17 protein-coding genes are annotated in these 14,746 nt (G+C 60.4%); 9 read left to right on the top strand and 8 right to left on the bottom strand.

Features of this window, described 5'->3' with window-relative positions:
- Position 1: 1 nt before the first annotated feature.
- Positions 2–937, bottom strand: a complete 936-nt coding sequence (locus tag ACR3XE_RS01770; protein ID WP_473699288.1) for a ribose-phosphate pyrophosphokinase — start codon at positions 935–937, stop codon at positions 2–4.
- Positions 938–978: 41 nt separating this feature from the next.
- Positions 979–1,713, bottom strand: coding sequence for a sterol desaturase family protein (locus tag ACR3XE_RS01765; protein WP_473699289.1), 735 nt, complete (start codon positions 1,711–1,713; stop codon positions 979–981).
- A gap of 80 nt (positions 1,714–1,793) precedes the next feature.
- On the opposite strand from ACR3XE_RS01765, the gene ACR3XE_RS01760 reads away from it, so the two are divergent.
- Both ACR3XE_RS01760 and ACR3XE_RS01755 read left to right on the top strand, forming a co-directional pair.
- Positions 1,794–3,470, top strand: a complete 1,677-nt coding sequence (locus ACR3XE_RS01760) for an NAD+ synthase (protein WP_473699290.1) — start codon at positions 1,794–1,796, stop codon at positions 3,468–3,470.
- The gene (locus ACR3XE_RS01755; protein ID WP_473699291.1) at positions 3,467–4,780 is read left to right on the top strand and encodes a glutamate--tRNA ligase; all 1,314 of its coding nucleotides are present in this window, start codon (positions 3,467–3,469) and stop codon (positions 4,778–4,780) included. Before ACR3XE_RS01760 ends, ACR3XE_RS01755 begins: the two co-directional genes overlap by 4 nt.
- A gap of 37 nt (positions 4,781–4,817) precedes the next feature.
- Here the strand turns inward: ACR3XE_RS01755 and ACR3XE_RS01750 are convergent, their stop codons facing one another.
- Entirely contained in the window at positions 4,818–6,128 is a 1,311-nt protein-coding gene (locus tag ACR3XE_RS01750; protein WP_473699292.1) for a metal-dependent hydrolase family protein, read from the bottom strand.
- A gap of 53 nt (positions 6,129–6,181) precedes the next feature.
- Entirely contained in the window at positions 6,182–7,396 is a 1,215-nt protein-coding gene (locus ACR3XE_RS01745) for a cation:proton antiporter (RefSeq protein WP_473699293.1), read from the bottom strand.
- Positions 7,397–7,581: 185 nt separating this feature from the next.
- Between ACR3XE_RS01745 and ACR3XE_RS01740 the strand changes: the two genes are divergently transcribed.
- Entirely contained in the window at positions 7,582–8,301 is a 720-nt protein-coding gene (locus ACR3XE_RS01740) for an energy transducer TonB (protein ID WP_473699294.1), read from the top strand.
- A gap of 227 nt (positions 8,302–8,528) precedes the next feature.
- Entirely contained in the window at positions 8,529–8,696 is a 168-nt protein-coding gene (gene rpmG / locus ACR3XE_RS01735; RefSeq protein WP_473699295.1) for a 50S ribosomal protein L33, read from the top strand.
- 102 nt (positions 8,697–8,798) lie between these two features.
- On the opposite strand, the gene ACR3XE_RS01730 is transcribed toward rpmG, so the two are convergent.
- Complete coding sequence (locus ACR3XE_RS01730) at positions 8,799–9,272, bottom strand: DUF4440 domain-containing protein (RefSeq protein ID WP_473699296.1); 474 nt, start codon at positions 9,270–9,272, stop codon at positions 8,799–8,801.
- A gap of 222 nt (positions 9,273–9,494) precedes the next feature.
- On the bottom strand, positions 9,495–9,857 hold the full coding sequence (locus ACR3XE_RS01725; protein ID WP_473699297.1) for a response regulator: 363 nt from the start codon (positions 9,855–9,857) through the stop codon (positions 9,495–9,497).
- 86 nt (positions 9,858–9,943) lie between these two features.
- On the opposite strand from ACR3XE_RS01725, the gene ACR3XE_RS01720 reads away from it, so the two are divergent.
- From ACR3XE_RS01720 to ACR3XE_RS01705, 4 genes are read left to right on the top strand one after another with little or no spacing between them, the layout of a single operon-like run.
- The gene (locus tag ACR3XE_RS01720; protein ID WP_473699298.1) at positions 9,944–10,231 is read left to right on the top strand and encodes a DUF3572 family protein; all 288 of its coding nucleotides are present in this window, start codon (positions 9,944–9,946) and stop codon (positions 10,229–10,231) included.
- Entirely contained in the window at positions 10,228–10,869 is a 642-nt protein-coding gene (locus tag ACR3XE_RS01715; RefSeq protein WP_473699299.1) for an HAD family hydrolase, read from the top strand. The genes ACR3XE_RS01720 and ACR3XE_RS01715 overlap by 4 nt, the downstream gene beginning before the upstream one ends.
- 41 nt (positions 10,870–10,910) lie before the next feature.
- A complete protein-coding gene (locus ACR3XE_RS01710) occupies positions 10,911–11,390 on the top strand; it encodes a RidA family protein (RefSeq protein WP_473699300.1) in 480 nt (159 codons plus the stop codon).
- 7 nt (positions 11,391–11,397) lie between these two features.
- Positions 11,398–12,546 (top strand): GNAT family N-acetyltransferase, encoded by a 1,149-nt coding sequence (locus tag ACR3XE_RS01705; RefSeq protein ID WP_486185873.1) that lies wholly within the window; start codon positions 11,398–11,400, stop codon positions 12,544–12,546.
- A 3-nt stretch (positions 12,547–12,549) separates the two neighbouring features.
- Here the strand turns inward: ACR3XE_RS01705 and ACR3XE_RS01700 are convergent, their stop codons facing one another.
- Both ACR3XE_RS01700 and panC read right to left on the bottom strand, forming a co-directional pair.
- Entirely contained in the window at positions 12,550–12,864 is a 315-nt protein-coding gene (locus ACR3XE_RS01700) for a hypothetical protein (protein ID WP_473699302.1), read from the bottom strand.
- Positions 12,865–13,007: 143 nt separating this feature from the next.
- Positions 13,008–13,847 carry a pantoate--beta-alanine ligase gene (gene panC, locus ACR3XE_RS01695; RefSeq protein WP_473699303.1) on the bottom strand — a complete coding sequence of 280 codons (840 nt, stop codon included), beginning with the start codon at positions 13,845–13,847 and terminating at the stop codon, positions 13,008–13,010.
- An 85-nt stretch (positions 13,848–13,932) separates the two neighbouring features.
- On the opposite strand from panC, the gene ACR3XE_RS01690 reads away from it, so the two are divergent.
- Complete coding sequence (locus tag ACR3XE_RS01690; protein WP_473699304.1) at positions 13,933–14,742, top strand: division plane positioning ATPase MipZ; 810 nt, start codon at positions 13,933–13,935, stop codon at positions 14,740–14,742.
- The last annotated feature ends 4 nt before the right edge of the window (positions 14,743–14,746 follow it).

The following is a 14,746-nucleotide window of genomic DNA, read 5'->3' as shown; positions in this document are numbered from 1 at the left end:
TCTAGTCGAACAGGCTCGACACGCTGCTTTCATCGGCAATGCGCTTGATCGCTTCGCCGAGCAGCGGCGCGATGGTCAGGGCGCGGACCTTTTTGCTGTCATTGACGGCGTCGGTCGGCTGGATCGAATCGGTGATGACCAGTTCGGAAAGCTCGCTGGCATCGACGCGCGCGACAGCGCCGCCCGACAACACGCCATGGGTGCAATAGGCAACCACATCTTCGGCACCCTGTGCCTTAAGTGCGGCGGCGGCATTGCACAACGTGCCTGCCGAATCGACAATGTCATCGATCAGGATGCAAAAGCGCCCCGACACATCGCCGATGATGTTCATCACTTCCGATTCGCCGGCGCGTTCGCGGCGTTTGTCGACGATGGCCAGCGGTGCATTGTCGAGTCGCTTGGCCAGCGCGCGGGCGCGAACCACGCCGCCGACGTCGGGCGATACGACCATCAAATTCTTGCGCGAAAAACGTGCCTGAATATCGGCGCTCATCACCGGCGCGGCGTACAGATTGTCGGTCGGGATATCAAAAAAGCCCTGAATCTGCCCCGCGTGCAAGTCGATCGCCAGCACCCGGTCGGCGCCCGATGTGGTGACCAGATTGGCGACCAGCTTGGCCGAAATTGGCGTGCGAGGCCCTGGTTTGCGGTCTTGGCGGGCGTAGCCGAAATAGGGAACGACGGCGGTAATCCGCTTGGCCGAGGCGCGGCGCAGCGCATCGGTGATGATCAGCAACTCCATCAGATTGTCGTTCGCTGGGAAATTGGTCGGCTGGAGGATGAAAACATCTTGTCCGCGAACATTTTCGTGAATTTCGACGAACACCTCTTCATCGGCAAAGCGGCGGACGCTGGCGTCGGTCAGCGGCAGATCAAGATAGTCGGCGATATCGCGCGCCAGGGGCAGATTGCTGTTGCCAGAAATTATCTTCATGGGCGGCTTCGGCCTTTCGCGCTGGGATCGGTGGGCGTCCCTTACAAAGCCCGCGCGCCAAGGGGAAGGCCAATCTTTGGCCCCGTGGCCTTCGCGCGATAGCTGCCGAACCAATAGTCCCACACCGCAATGGCGAATCCATAATTATGATTATGGTCGTCGCCATGTGCGCTATGATGGACCAGATGCATGGCGGGCGTGACCCAGATTTTGCGGACGATACGGTCGGCGCGCGCGGGCAGATGGATGTTGGCATGTTCAAAAAGGCTGCCCAGCGTAATCCAGACCTGAAACGCCAGAACCGCTATCACGGGGAGACCGAGCAGAATTGTCACGGCAGTTTTATACAGCATCGACACGATCGCTTCGGCGGGATTAAAGCGAACTCCGGTCGAAATATCCATGGCTTCGTCGGCGTGGTGCAGCCTGTGTATCACCCAGCCCCATCGGAAATAATGAAACGCCCGATGCTGCCAATAGAGCGATAGATCGAGCAGGATGACGCCAAGAACTATTGCAAGCCAGCCGGTCAGCCCGACCCAGTTGAACAGACCCCATCCGATTTCTGCCACCCAAAGCGCCGCCGCGATCGGTGCCGCCAGCGCCAGCACACGGACGAGCAATGTGTTGACCAGCCCCAGCCCCAGATTGATCAGCCAGCGCCGCCGCTGTGCTGGGCGGTCGGGGGCCATGATTTCGAGCAGCGCTAAGAGGATGAAAGCGCCAGCAATCACGAATGCGGAGCTCGTCGGCGTGATGCTGGGCATTATGGGCATAGGATTATTCCCTAGCGGGTTCATCGCAGAGGTGGAAGCAGCCATTGCCCAAGGGCAGCGGGCGTCATAAAGGGCAGGGCATGACCGCCAGCGAGAACGCCGACCGCCTGACTATCGTCATGGCGCAAATGTCCCAAAAAGTGGGTGACCTTGCCGCCAATATGGCGGCGATGCGTGATGTGCGGGCGCGGCACGCCGATGCCGACCTCATTCTGTATCCCGAGCTGCAATTGATCGGCTATCCGCCCGAAGATCTGGTGCTCAAACCCGCGCTCGCTGAACGCGCGGCGGCAATGCTGGTCGAACTGGCCGCCGATACTGCCGATGGCGGCCCTGCGATGCTCGTCGGATCTGTGGAGCGCGACGCCGACGGCCTTTATAATATCGTCACACTGCTCGACAGCGGGCAGGTGGTGGCGACGCGGCGCAAGCATGAGCTGCCCAACTATGGCACCTTCGATGAAAAGCGCGTGTTTGTACCCGGGCCGTTACCCGATGTTGTCGCGTGGCGCGGGGTCAAGCTCGGCCTGCCAATCTGCGAAGATGGCTGGTTGCCAGTCGTGTGTCAGCATCTTGCGCGGCAAGGCGCTGACATCCTCATCTCGGTCAACGGCAGCCCTTATGAAATCGACAAGGACGATCGGAGGCTCAGCCAGATTTTCGCCGCGCGCGTCGCCGACACCGGCCTGCCGCTCGCTTTTCTGAACCGCATTGGCGGGCAGGATGAACTGGTGTTCGACGGTTGCTCTTTCGTCCTCAACGGCGATGGCACCACCGCGCACCGGCTCATCGATTGGGAAGCCGAAGAACGCGTCACCCGATGGAGCAAAGGCGCGGATGGTCGCTGGTCCTGCGCGTCCGGCGCGGTGGCGCATTGGGGCGATCATCCCGGCGATATCTATCACGCGATGGTGGTCGCGCTTCGCGACTATGTCGAAGGCAATGGGTTTCCGGGCGTCGTGCTCGGCCTGTCGGGCGGGATTGATTCGGCGATCTGCGCGGCGATTGCCGCTGATGCGCTGGGTGCGGACAAGGTCTGGTGCGTGATGATGCCGAGCCGTTTTACCAGCCAGTCGAGCCTCGACGATGCCGCGGGCTGTGCAAAGATGATCGGCTGCCGTCTCGACACCATCCCGATTGCCCCCGCTGTCGAAGCGTTCGACACGATGCTCAGCGACAGCTTTGCCGATGCGAACGTCGACACGACCGAGGAGAATGTCCAGTCGCGCATCCGCGGTGTGACGCTGATGGCGCTCAGCAACAAATTCGGTCCGATGCTGCTGACAACCGGGAATAAAAGCGAGATGAGCGTTGGCTATGCGACCATTTATGGCGACATGGCGGGCGGCTATAACCCGCTGAAAGACGCGTACAAGATGACTGTCTTTGCGATTTCCAAATGGCGCAACGAAACGGTCCCGCGCCTGTCACGCAATCCGGTAACGCCGGTGATGCCCGATAGCATCATCACCAAACCGCCGAGTGCCGAGCTGCGTCCCGACCAAAAGGATGAGGACAGTCTGCCACCCTATGCCGACCTCGACCTCATGCTCCATGCGTTGATCGAGGAAGACCAAAGCGTCGATGATGTCGTGGCGCGCTTTGGCTTTGACCATGATATAGTGGTGCGCATCGAACGACTATTGTCACTCGCCGAGTATAAACGCCGCCAGGCCCCGCCGGGGGTCAAATTGTCGACGCGCAATTTCGGTCGCGACCGGCGCTACCCGATCACCCATGGATTTCGTACCGCATGACCATCACCACCCGCTTCGCCCCCTCGCCCACCGGCAATCTGCACGTCGGCAATGTCCGCACCGCGCTTCACAATTGGCTGTGGGCGCGAAAACATGGCGGGCGCTTTCTGCTGCGGATTGACGATACCGACGGCGAACGGTCGAAAGAGGAATATGTCGACGGCATCAAGGCCGACCTCAACTGGTTGGGGCTCGATTGGGATGGCGAGGAACGGCAGTCGGCGCGCTTTGATCTGTATGAGGCGGAATTTGCCAAGCTGAAGACGGCGGGACGCGTCTATGCTTGTTATGAAACCCCCGAAGAGCTCGACATCCGGCGCAAGGTGCTGCTGTCGCGCGGGCTTCCCCCTGTATATGAACGCAAGCCTGTCGATGCGCCGGTGCCAGAAGGGGCCGCGCCGCACTGGCGCTTCCGGCTCGACCATGATGCGCCGATCGAATGGACCGATATGGTTCGTGGCGATGCACATTTTGAACCAAAGATATTGTCCGATCCAGTGGTCCGCCGTGCCGATGGTAGCTGGCTCTATCTACTGCCGTCGGTGATCGACGATATTGCCATGGATATCACCCATGTGGTGCGCGGCGAAGATCATGTGTCGAACACCGCAACACAAACGCAGATGTTTGCCGCACTCGGCGCAACGCCGCCGACCTTCGCGCATGAGGCGCTGCTCGTCGGCACCGAAGGCAAGCTGTCGAAGCGGCTCGGCTCGCTCGGCATGGCGGCGTTGCGCGATCAGGGAATTGAACCCATCGCTCTGCTGGCGCTTCTCGCGCGACTGGGGACGAGCGAGCCGGTCGAGCCGGTCACCGATTCCGCGCCACTGATTTCCGGTATCGATTTCGCTCATTTCGGTCGCGCTCCGGCGCGCTTTGACGAGGCGGATCTGGCGCTGCTCAATCAGAAAATCCTGCACCAGTTTGATTATGACCGTGTCGCCGACCGCCTGCCTCCGGCCATCGGTGCGGCCCGCTGGCACGCTATCCGCCCTAATATCGAGATATTGGCTGAGGCGGCCGATTGGGTGGCGGTGTTTGACGGCCCGTTTGATGCGCCTGCTGTGGCGGATGAGGATCGGGCGGTTCTAGCGACGGCAGCGGCGGCGGCACCCGATGTCGACTGGACCAACGATCCTTGGCACGCGTTGACTGGCGCCGTGAAGGCCGAAACGGGTGCGAAGGGTCGTGCCCTCTTCCTCCCACTGCGCCGAGCGTTGACGGCGCGAGACCACGGCCCTGACATGGCCGAACTGCTGCCGCTCATCAACAAGGACGAAGCGGTGAAGCGGTTGGCGGCGGCTAGCTAGGATTGGCGCAGGGGGCGACGCCGCTCCGCCCTAAGCCTCAGTCGACCACCGCACCGCGCACCATGACCCAGTCGACCTTTTCCAACACGCGCGCATCGTCGAGCGGATTGGCGGGAACCGCGATGATATCGGCGGAATAGCCCGGTGTGATACGTCCGATCTGGGTGTCGAGGTCGAGCACCTTCGCGGCGGTCAGCGTTGCCGACCGGATGGCATCGCGCGGCGACATCCCGCACTGATCCTGCAACAGGCCAAATTCCTCGGCATTACGGCCATGCTGGGTAACGCCAGTGTCGGTGCCAAAGGCGATGGTCACCCCGGCAGCGCGGGCATTGCGACATCCTTTGCCGACATGGGGTTGAACCTCCCGGATTTTGAGTTCGACGGCGGGTGAGTAAAATCCCTTGCCAAGTTTCTCTACCACGCCCTTGAACGCCACCAGCGTCGGTACCAAAACCGTGCCGTCGGTCTTCATCACCCTCGCCGTTGCGGGCGAGGTGAAGGTGCCATGTTCGATCGTATCGATCCCGGCGCGCGTCGCGGCAAGGATGCCTTCGTCGCCATGCGCATGTGCGGCGACTTTGACGCCCAGCGAATGAGCGGTGTCGGCGATGCTCACCATCTCGGCATCGGTAAATGCCTGACCCAAGCTCTTGTCGCCCTGACTTAGCACGCCGCCGGTGGCCATAATCTTGATAAGATCCGCACCGTCACGCACTGTTTTCCGGACCAGCGCGGCGCATTCCTCGGCGCCTGTGCAAATATTGCCCGCGTCGAGCGCTTTCATCACTTCGGGCCGAAAGCCGTGGATGTCGGCATGGCCACCGATGACCGACAGCGGTTGACCCGCTATCACCATGCGTGGACCGGGAAACCAGCCTTTGTCGATAGCAGTGCGCGCGGCAAGTAGGGCAGCCATTGGTCCGCCGACATCGCGTATCGTGGTGAACCCGACGCGTACATCGCGGTGGGCATTTTTGATCGCCGAAGCGGTGGCCCACTCATCCGTATCGGTCGCCGCGCGTCGCCATTCGCCTAGTTCATCAGCGTTGATGGTCAAATGGACGTGCAGATCGATGAGGCCGGGCATGATGGTGCGATTGGGCAGCTCAATCAGCTTCGCTCCGGCGGGGGCGGGTTGGGTGCCCTCCGCGATTGACAGGATTTTGCCGTCGCTGACGGTGACCGTCACCGGGCCGCTGGCCATGCTGTCGGCATCGCGCAGCAGTGAACCCGCGTGAATGACGATAGTCTGGCTTGCACTCTCTTGGGCGGCGGCGGGCGCCGCGGCCAGCGTGGCCGCAGCCAGCAAGGCTGTCGATGCAAGGCTCAATGAAATTTTCCGCATGATGCTTATGTCTCCCCTAGTTTATTCTTGTTATCGCTGTTGAAGATACACCGTCAATGTATCGTTTTGTCCGGGCTTCCCTCTGTTTCGACCAAACCCAGACGCTGCATCAGTGGCGGCATGGTGAGTCCCTGAATGAAGATGCTGAAGGCGACGACGGCAAAGGCGATGGTGATGATGGCATCGCGCTCCGCAAGGCTGGCAGGCAGCGCGAGGGCGAGCGCAAGCACCAGCGCGCCCTTTAGCCCGCCCCACACCAGTACATGCTGATATTTTCCAGGCAGCGCGAGTTTGCCGCGTGAGAACAGCGCCGCGACGGGGTAAATAGCCGCTCCGCGCCCGATAATCGACAGCAAGGTCGCTACTGCGGCCGCGCCAACGACAGGCAAAAAGGCCTGCTGAGCCTCGCGTCCGCCAATGAGCAAAAAGATAAGGCTGTTGACCAGAAACGCCGCATATTCCCAGAAATTGACCACCGCCGGATGCCCCTCGTCCGAGATCGATCCCATGAAACCATAATTGCCGACGATCAGCCCGGCAGTCAGCGTTGCGAGCACGCCCGACAGGTGGAAATGCTCGGCGAGTAAAAAGCTGCCATAGGCGATGAGCGTGGTCAGCGTGATTTCGACCAGCCGGTCGGTCGTCCGGCCGGCGATGAAAATCAGTGGAACCGCTACGACGACCCCCGTCGCGATGCCGCCGAAAACTGTTGTTACCAGCTTTGTCGAAATGGCCGCGGTGCCGACATCGCCGCCCGCCGCGATCGCCACCAGTACGGCAAAGCCCACCGCAGCGACCCCGTCGTTGAGCAAGCTTTCCGATTCGACGAGTAAGTGGAGCCGGTCGGGCACCTTGACCGTCTTGAACATCGCAATCACCGATACCGGGTCGGTCGCGGCGACCATGATGCCAAAGAAGGCGGCCCCCAGCCAGCTCCACCCGACCCAATAATGCATCCCCACCGCGACCACCGTTGCGGCGAGCAGGACGCCCAGCGTGACCAGCGCTAACAACAGGGGGAGTTCGCGGCGAAAGGGCCGCCAGTTGATCTGAATCGCTGCTTCAAAAACCAGTGGCGGCAGAAAAACCTCAAAAATCAGAGTCGGGGTTAGCGGTAGTTCGAGGCCAAAGGGCAAGAGCGCCAGCGCGATGCCCGCGCTCACTAGCCCGACCGAATAGGGGACGCCTAACCTGCGGCACACCATCGCAACCAGCGAGGCGACGAACAGCAATAGTCCCAAGGTCTGGAAATCCACATGTTCCATCATGGTCGCCTGTCCCCTGCTGCAACCCCGCCGTCTGTCAGTCGCGTTAGCGCGCCCGGAGGCGCTTTGGCAATTGCTGCGCGCTTGACAAATTGCGGTATGTTATACTATCACATCACTGTGATGCGGTCGGTCAGTGACGATCAACGCGCGACGGGACCGGGTCAGTACCAGGCAAGGAGAGTGCCATGACCTTGATACCATTATTGTCCGCGACTCTGTTGTCGCCGCAGCGGCAATCCGCCGCCACTGCCGAACCCCTATTGGCGCGCGGCAGTTACAATCCCGGTTCGCGGCATCGCCCCGTCGCGGTCGCATTGGCGGTTGGACTGCCCGCAGCCTTGCTGGTCGCGGTTGTGCTGTCCCCTATGGTGGTCGATCTGGCACCGCAAAAGGTCCCATTGGAAGGCACGCTCATCACTTTGCCCAAACCGACGCCGCTAAAGCCCGACGAAATGCCGGTGCCGCAGCCCCCAACGCGCCTGACCGCGCCGCATCCTCGTTTTGAACCGATCAAGATAACGCCGATCAAAACGCCCTTGTTACCGACAATCATTGACCTGCCGCCGCTCGGCGGCCCCGTGGTCATCGTCGACCCGCCGCCACCGGCGCTACCGAAACTGGTCGAGGCGCGAATCGACCCGCGTTACAGAGTGCTTTTCCAACCGGACTATCCGGCGCGTGAACAGCGTAGCGGGGTCGAGGGTGTGGCAAAGGTGCGCGTCCTCATCGGCACCGACGGGCGGGTCAAGGCGGTCGAAGAGGTCAGCGCGACCAGCCCCGGATTTTTTGAGGAAACCCGCCGTCGCGCGCTATCCAAATGGCGCTTTAAACCTGCGACCCTTGACGGGGTGGCACAGGAAAGCTGGCAGGTGATGACGGTGCGTTTTCAAATCCGCAACGGCTAGGGCTCGGTAAAGGGCGGCTTTCACGTCCCCTACTCTCCCTGTGGCTGCCCATTGCCAACGCTAACACTTGACACAAGCGCCGAATCCCGTCAGAGGCGCGCTCCATATTCAGGGTCGGCGACGCTTGCGTGCTGTGCCCCGCTTTTCAAACCACCAAGTCGGGGCCGCTGCCCCGCCGCATCGGGGTCGCTGGCGGCCCAGACGCTGTTTAATTGAGGATTAGGGCCATGGCCAAGCCGACCACCGTCAAGATCAAGCTGGTGAGCACCGCCGATACGGGTTTCTTTTACGTCACGAAAAAGAATCCGCGCACGCTCACCGAAAAGATGGTGCAGCGCAAATATGATCCCGTTGCGCGCAAGCACGTCGAGTTCAAGGAAGCTAAAATCAAGTGATGCATCGACCCGTTCAGCAACGCTGAGCGGCCTGACGATGCGTCATCCCAGCGCAAGCTGGGGTATGGGGCGGCCCGTTGCGCCGCCCTTTTGCGTTTATGCTCATTTCACAGCCGAGAAATGACCGTGGACCAGCATCCACTTTCCATTGATGAGCGAATAGACGCGCGTCGAAACGGCGTTATTGGGCTCGATTTTTCCGTCTTTTGATTGAAGCATTCCGACGAAATTATAGGTCAATATGGCCGTGTCGCCATAAACCTGAACCTTCGGATTGACCATGTCAGAGGCAAGTGGTTTGGAACCATCCATGGACACCGCATTGTAAAAGCGGGCGTTCATCGCCTTGCCATCGATACGGATCGGCGCTCCGGGATTAAATTCGGTATAATCATCGGCAACGGAAGCGATTTGTTCGGCAACCGGCTTTCCGGCAATTTCCGCATCCCATTGCGCGCGGGCCAAAGCCATGACTGCGGCCGCCACTTTGGGATTATCTGCAGCCATGACCGGCGTTGCAATCAAAGCAACAACTGCCAAGCCGGACAAGGCCGGTAATTTGAGAAAATGATTCATTTTATTCTCCTGTTCACAAGGGCCTGCGACCGCAAAAATACGGGCGCTCGGCCATAATTGTTCGGTGACGTCACAAATTTGCGACCCACGAGACTGGTGGCGGCAGAGAACGAAGGAAGGCTACACTGTGCGGTGCCCAATCGCAAATCGCAGGTCGGATAGGGTTGAGTGGAAAATGACTCAGCTCATCGCAGCTCACACGCAAGGTAGGCCCTGATTATCTCAGGCAAACGCCCCCACGCTTTCGATGAATTTGATCACCGAAATCGGCTTGGATACATAGGCTTCGGCGCCAGCAGCGCGGATGCGGTCTTCGTCGCCTTTGCCGGCATAGGCGGTGACCGCCATGATCGGGACATGCTTTAACGCCGCATCGGCCTTTAGCTGGACGATCAAGTCCATTCCGCTGACATGCGGCATCTGGATGTCCATGATGATCAGGTCAGGCTCTAGCGCGCGCGCCTGTGCCAGACATTCGCGCCCGTCGCGAACCGGATGGGCGCTATAGCCATGGGCGTTGAGTAAATCGCAAAACAAGCGCAGGTTCAGCTCATTATCTTCGACGACCATGATGGTCTTACCCATAATTTGCTGCTTTCCAGTCTTGCGTTGCTTCTCGGTTTAGGCGAATCGGCGGGATGACACAAACACTAGCACCGAGGCGAACCCCATTGAGCCACGAAGCGAATGAGGAACAGGATGAAGCGTTGGCGCTGGCCGCGCTCAGTTGGATTGTCGTCAACGAGCAACGCGCTGATCGCCTGCTTGCGCTTACCGGATTGACCCCCGATGCGCTGCGGTCTTCGCTGGGAAATCGTACCACGCTGGCGGCGGTGATGGGGTTTCTGGTCGCGCATGAGGCCGATTTGGTCGCCTGCGCCGATTCCTTGAACCAGTCGCCCATCTTGCTCGCTGCGGTTGCCGCGCGGCTCGATGGCGGGCATGGGGACGAACAATGACTCGCCCCCTGATTATCACCGATTGCGACGAAGTGCTGATGCACATGGTTGTCCCCTTTGCGCGTTGGGTGGACGAGGAGCATGGCGTGCTTTTCCAGATCGAGGATGCGAGCTTTGCCGGGGCTCTCAAGCGCAAGGAATGCGGAACGCCGCTGGAGGCCGCCGAGGTCTGGCCACTGCTCGACAGTTTTTTTCGGGAACAGATGGGGCGGCAAACGCCAATTCCCGGAGCCTTGGAAGCGATGGCGCATCTGCGCCAGCACGCCGATATCGTCGTCTTGACCAATGTCGGTCCCGACCATCAGCAGGCGCGGACCGACCAGCTCGCAGACCATGGTTTTCATGTCCCGGTCATCGGTAGCCGCGGGGGCAAAGGCGAACCGGTGCGCCGGTTGATCGCCGAACGTCAGCCGTCGGTCGCCATTTTTATCGACGATCTGGCGGGGCATCATCACTCGGTATCAAAGGAAGCGCCGGATGTGTGGCGACTGCATCTGGTCGGTGAAGCGAGTATTTCGCACAAGATTGTTGCATCCGAACATGCCCATGCCCGAATCGACGACTGGACGACGGCGTACGACTGGATCGTGGCGCGTCTCGATGAAAACATACCGGCTCCGGCGATCGCAATCGTTTAGATTTTGGATCGGACCGGCGCGAATTGGAAAAGGAAATTGTCATGACGTCTGTTTCGTTTGATATTGATGCTAGGCTCGCCGAACTGGGGCTTATCTTACCCCGGCCTGCCGCGCCTGTTGCCGCCTATGTTCCCGCCGTTGAAAGTGGCGGGCATGTACATATCAGCGGTCAGCTTCCGTTTCGTGACGGCGACGTCGTCACCGGACGACTTGGTGCCGATATGGACGAAGCGAGCGGTTATGACGCGGCGCAACGCTGCGGTGTGATGTTGATCGCGCAGATTGGCCAAGCCTTGGGCGCTGACTGGTCGCGTTTTGATCGCATCGTCAAACTGGGGGTTTACGTCAATTCGGCTCCTGACTTCACCGCTCAACCCAAAGTCGCCAATGGCGCTTCGGAACTGATGCAATCGGTATTCGGTGAGGCCGGCCGTCATGCGCGCAGTGCGGTTGGCGTTGCGGCGCTGCCGCTTGGCGCTGCGGTCGAAGTGGACGCCATCATCGCGGTGCGTCCGGCGTAGCGCGACGATGGCCGAAGCCGACCCGCCTATGCGGACGATCCGCCTCGGTGATGGAGTAGCGGCGATTGACCGTTCGGCTTGGGATTCGCTTCACGACGACGCAAACCCCTTTGTCAGTCATGATTTTCTGGCTTTGCTGGAAACATCGGCCAGCGTTGGCGCAGGCACCGGTTGGCAAGCCGCCCCGATATTGGTTGAGGATGAAACGGGCGCACTTGTCGCAGCGGCGCCTGCATATCTTAAAGGACATAGCCAGGGCGAATATGTGTTCGATCAGGGCTGGGCAGAGGCCTGGGCACGCGCTGGCGGTGATTATTATCCCAAGCTGCAAATCGCCGTGCCCTTCACTCCGGTTCCTGGCCCGCGCCTGTTGGCGCGTGATGCCGACGCGGCGAATTTACTGATTCGCGGCGCCGAGGCTGTGGTGCGCCAGAATGGTCTGTCATCGGCACATGCGACCTTTGTCGCACCCGAACAAATGGCTTTGTTCGAGGATGCGGGCTGGCTGGTGCGGCGCGATATCCAGTTTCACTTTGCCAATGCCGGTTACAACAGCTTCGACGATTTTCTGGCGACGCTGACCTCGGCGCGGCGCAAGCAGTTGCGCAAGGAACGCGCACGCGCCGTTTCGGGGCTGCGAATCGAAGAACTGACAGGTGATGCCATCCGTCCCGACCATTGGGAGGCGATGTGGCAATTTTATCAGGACACGGGCGCGCGCAAATGGGGGCAGCCCTATCTGACGCGCAGCGCCTTTGACTTGTTGGGAACGATGATGGCCGACCGCATCATCCTGATTATTGCCTACTCCGAAGAGCGGGCGGTGGCGGGGGCGCTGCATTTTGTCGGCGCCGATACGCTTTATGGCCGATATTGGGGCTGTCTTGCCGACATCCCCTATCTGCATTTTGAGCTTTGCTATTATCGCGCCATAGACATCGCGATAGCAAAAGGACTGCGCCGGGTGGAAGCGGGTGCGCAGGGCAGCCACAAAATGGCGCGCGGTTATGCGCCGGTGGCGACATGGTCGGCGCATTTTATCGCCGATCCGGGGTTCCGGCGCGCGGTCGCCGATTTCCTAAATCAGGAAAGACACGCCGAAGAGGCCGAAATGGACTGGCTCGAAGGCCATATGCCTTTTCGGCGGAAAGAGTAAGATTTAGGCAGCGAACCTGCGGGCAGCGGGGCGGCGGGCGGTTTCGTCGAGCCAGGCGCGGGCCTGACGCTGAGCTTCGGCGATTTCATCGCGGCTCATCTCGTCAGAGACATCGGCGCGGCATTGCTGGCCTTCTTTATTACCGCCAAGCGCCGCAAGGTTGAACCATTTATGCGCCTGGATCAGGTCAACATCGACCCCGCCAGTGCCGGTCGAAAAGGCTAGGCCAAGGTCAAAATAGGCCCCGGCGTCGCCGCGTGCGGCATCGAGCAACCGGCTTTCGATCAGATATTGCGCACTCTTCAAACTGTTTGCCATGTTTTTGGCCCCCTGTTTCACTCGCTCATCGCAAGCGTTGGGACCCAATGTTGCGCTTCATGGTCAACAAATGGTTAACTGTACTGTTGTTTTCTCATGGTCTCTGGCAATGAATGTCTGTTTTGCGCGGCTTTTGGTGTGGTTCAACCCACCGCCATATTGTCGATGAGTCGGGATTTTCCGATCCGCGCCGCCGCCAAAAGCCGCGCCGGATGTCGAAATTCGTCCAACCGGACCAAAGTATCGGCATCGGCCAGCGCCACATAATCCACACTATCAAAGCCGCTGGCCAATATGGCTGCTTCGGCCTCGTTCAGCGCCGCGGCAACTTCGTCACCTTCCGCAATCCGGCCAGCCGCCGCGCGCAGCGCCGCCGGAAACCCAGCCGCCGCCGCGCGTTGCTCGCCCGTCAGATAAGCGTTGCGCGATGACAGCGCGAGTCCGTCCCCGGCCCGCGCAATCGGCGCGCCTAGAATGTCGACCGCAAAATCCAGATCACGTGTCATGCGGCGGATAATCGCCAACTGTTGCCAGTCTTTCTCTCCAAAAATCGCGATATCGGGGTGCAGCTGGTTGAACAATTTGGCGACAACGGTGGCGACGCCGTCAAAATGGCCAGGCCGCGCGGCACCGCAATATTCGCTGCCCAATTCGGCAACCTCAATATGGGTGCTGTGGCCGGGCGGATAGACGGTTGAAACCGAAGGCGCCCAGATCATTGCGACGCCTTCTTCGGCGAGTAGCGCCGCATCGCCTGCTTCGTCGCGCGGATAGGCGTCGAGATCTTCACCCGGACCGAATTGGGTCGGATTGACAAAGATCGACACGACCACATGATCGGCAATGCGTCGACCCGTGCGAACCAGCGACAAGTGCCCCTCGTGCAGCGCGCCCATGGTGGGGACCAGAGCGACGCTCTTGCCTCCGCGTTGCAGCGCGGCCATGGCCTGCCGCAGCGCCTCGATGTCACGGATGATTTGCACCCTTGCCCTGCCTCCGATATTGGCGACGCGATAGGATCATCGCGCGCGCTCCTCTTGCCGCGCCAACAGGAAATTCGCAACGCTCATGACCAGCCCCGCGCCGCACAAAATTATCTTTGCCAATGAAAAGGGCGGCACGGGCAAATCGACCTGCGCGGTTCATTTTGCGGTGGCGCTGGCCAGTCAGGGGTGGCGCGTCGCCTGTATCGACCTCGATCCGCGCCAGCGCACCTTTGACCGCTATATGGAAAATCGGGTGCAAACGGCCAAACGGCGCGACATCACACTCCCGACGCCGGTCTTTGAGGTGTTCACCGGGACGACGGTCGAGGAACTGGACGAACAAATGGCGCAACTATCCGCCGACTGCGATTATCTGGTGGCTGACACCCCTGGTCGCGATGATGTCTTTGCCCGCCATATTGCGGTCGAGGCCGACACGCTGATCACCCCGATCAACGATAGCTTTATCGATTTCGACCTGATCGGTCAGGTCGACCCCGAAACCTTTCAGGTGCTGCGCCCCAGTTTTTATTCCGAACTGATCTGGGACACGCGCAAGGCGCGCGCCAAAAGTGACGGGCGGACAATCGACTGGATAGTTTTGCGGAACCGGCTTCAGCATGTCGATGCGCATAATATGCGCCGCGTCGGTGAAGCGCTCAACCAATTGTCGCGCCGCGTCGGCTTTCGCGTCATTCCCGGATTGGGCGAGCGTGTGATTTATCGTGAGCTCTTCCCCGCCGGCCTCACCCTGCTCGACAAGGCGCATCTCGGCGGCATGGGGATCGGTCATGTTATCGCGCGGCAAGAATTGCGCGAAGCGATGGCCGGACTTAACCTGCCAGCCCGCACCCGCCTCCACCCCGATGGCGATTTGTTCGCCGCCGCTTGATCCG

The sequence above is a fragment of the Sphingopyxis sp. 10G20-10 genome (assembly GCF_057365075.1).
The sequence above is the reverse complement of the archived record's forward strand: the minus strand, read 5'-3'. Positions and strand labels throughout refer to the sequence as shown.

What these genes read in the sequence shown, in the direction of transcription:
- ACR3XE_RS01765 (WP_473699289.1), bottom strand. Translation starts at nt 1,713, where the DNA reads ATGCCCATAATGCCCAGCATCACGCCGACGAGCTCCGCATTCGTGATT.
- ACR3XE_RS01730 (WP_473699296.1), bottom strand. Translation starts at nt 9,272, where the DNA reads ATGAATCATTTTCTCAAATTACCGGCCTTGTCCGGCTTGGCAGTTGTT.
- ACR3XE_RS01690 (WP_473699304.1), top strand. Translation starts at nt 13,933, where the DNA reads ATGACCAGCCCCGCGCCGCACAAAATTATCTTTGCCAATGAAAAGGGC.
- ACR3XE_RS01755 (WP_473699291.1), top strand. Translation starts at nt 3,467, where the DNA reads ATGACCATCACCACCCGCTTCGCCCCCTCGCCCACCGGCAATCTGCAC.
- ACR3XE_RS01700 (WP_473699302.1), bottom strand. Translation starts at nt 12,864, where the DNA reads ATGGCAAACAGTTTGAAGAGTGCGCAATATCTGATCGAAAGCCGGTTG.
- ACR3XE_RS01760 (WP_473699290.1), top strand. Translation starts at nt 1,794, where the DNA reads ATGACCGCCAGCGAGAACGCCGACCGCCTGACTATCGTCATGGCGCAA.
- ACR3XE_RS01705 (WP_486185873.1), top strand. Translation starts at nt 11,398, where the DNA reads ATGGCCGAAGCCGACCCGCCTATGCGGACGATCCGCCTCGGTGATGGA.
- ACR3XE_RS01715 (WP_473699299.1), top strand. Translation starts at nt 10,228, where the DNA reads ATGACTCGCCCCCTGATTATCACCGATTGCGACGAAGTGCTGATGCAC.
- ACR3XE_RS01770 (WP_473699288.1), bottom strand. Translation starts at nt 937, where the DNA reads ATGAAGATAATTTCTGGCAACAGCAATCTGCCCCTGGCGCGCGATATC.
- ACR3XE_RS01745 (WP_473699293.1), bottom strand. Translation starts at nt 7,396, where the DNA reads ATGATGGAACATGTGGATTTCCAGACCTTGGGACTATTGCTGTTCGTC.
- ACR3XE_RS01740 (WP_473699294.1), top strand. Translation starts at nt 7,582, where the DNA reads ATGACCTTGATACCATTATTGTCCGCGACTCTGTTGTCGCCGCAGCGG.
- ACR3XE_RS01710 (WP_473699300.1), top strand. Translation starts at nt 10,911, where the DNA reads ATGACGTCTGTTTCGTTTGATATTGATGCTAGGCTCGCCGAACTGGGG.
- rpmG (WP_473699295.1), top strand. Translation starts at nt 8,529, where the DNA reads ATGGCCAAGCCGACCACCGTCAAGATCAAGCTGGTGAGCACCGCCGAT.
- ACR3XE_RS01750 (WP_473699292.1), bottom strand. Translation starts at nt 6,128, where the DNA reads ATGCGGAAAATTTCATTGAGCCTTGCATCGACAGCCTTGCTGGCTGCG.
- ACR3XE_RS01725 (WP_473699297.1), bottom strand. Translation starts at nt 9,857, where the DNA reads ATGGGTAAGACCATCATGGTCGTCGAAGATAATGAGCTGAACCTGCGC.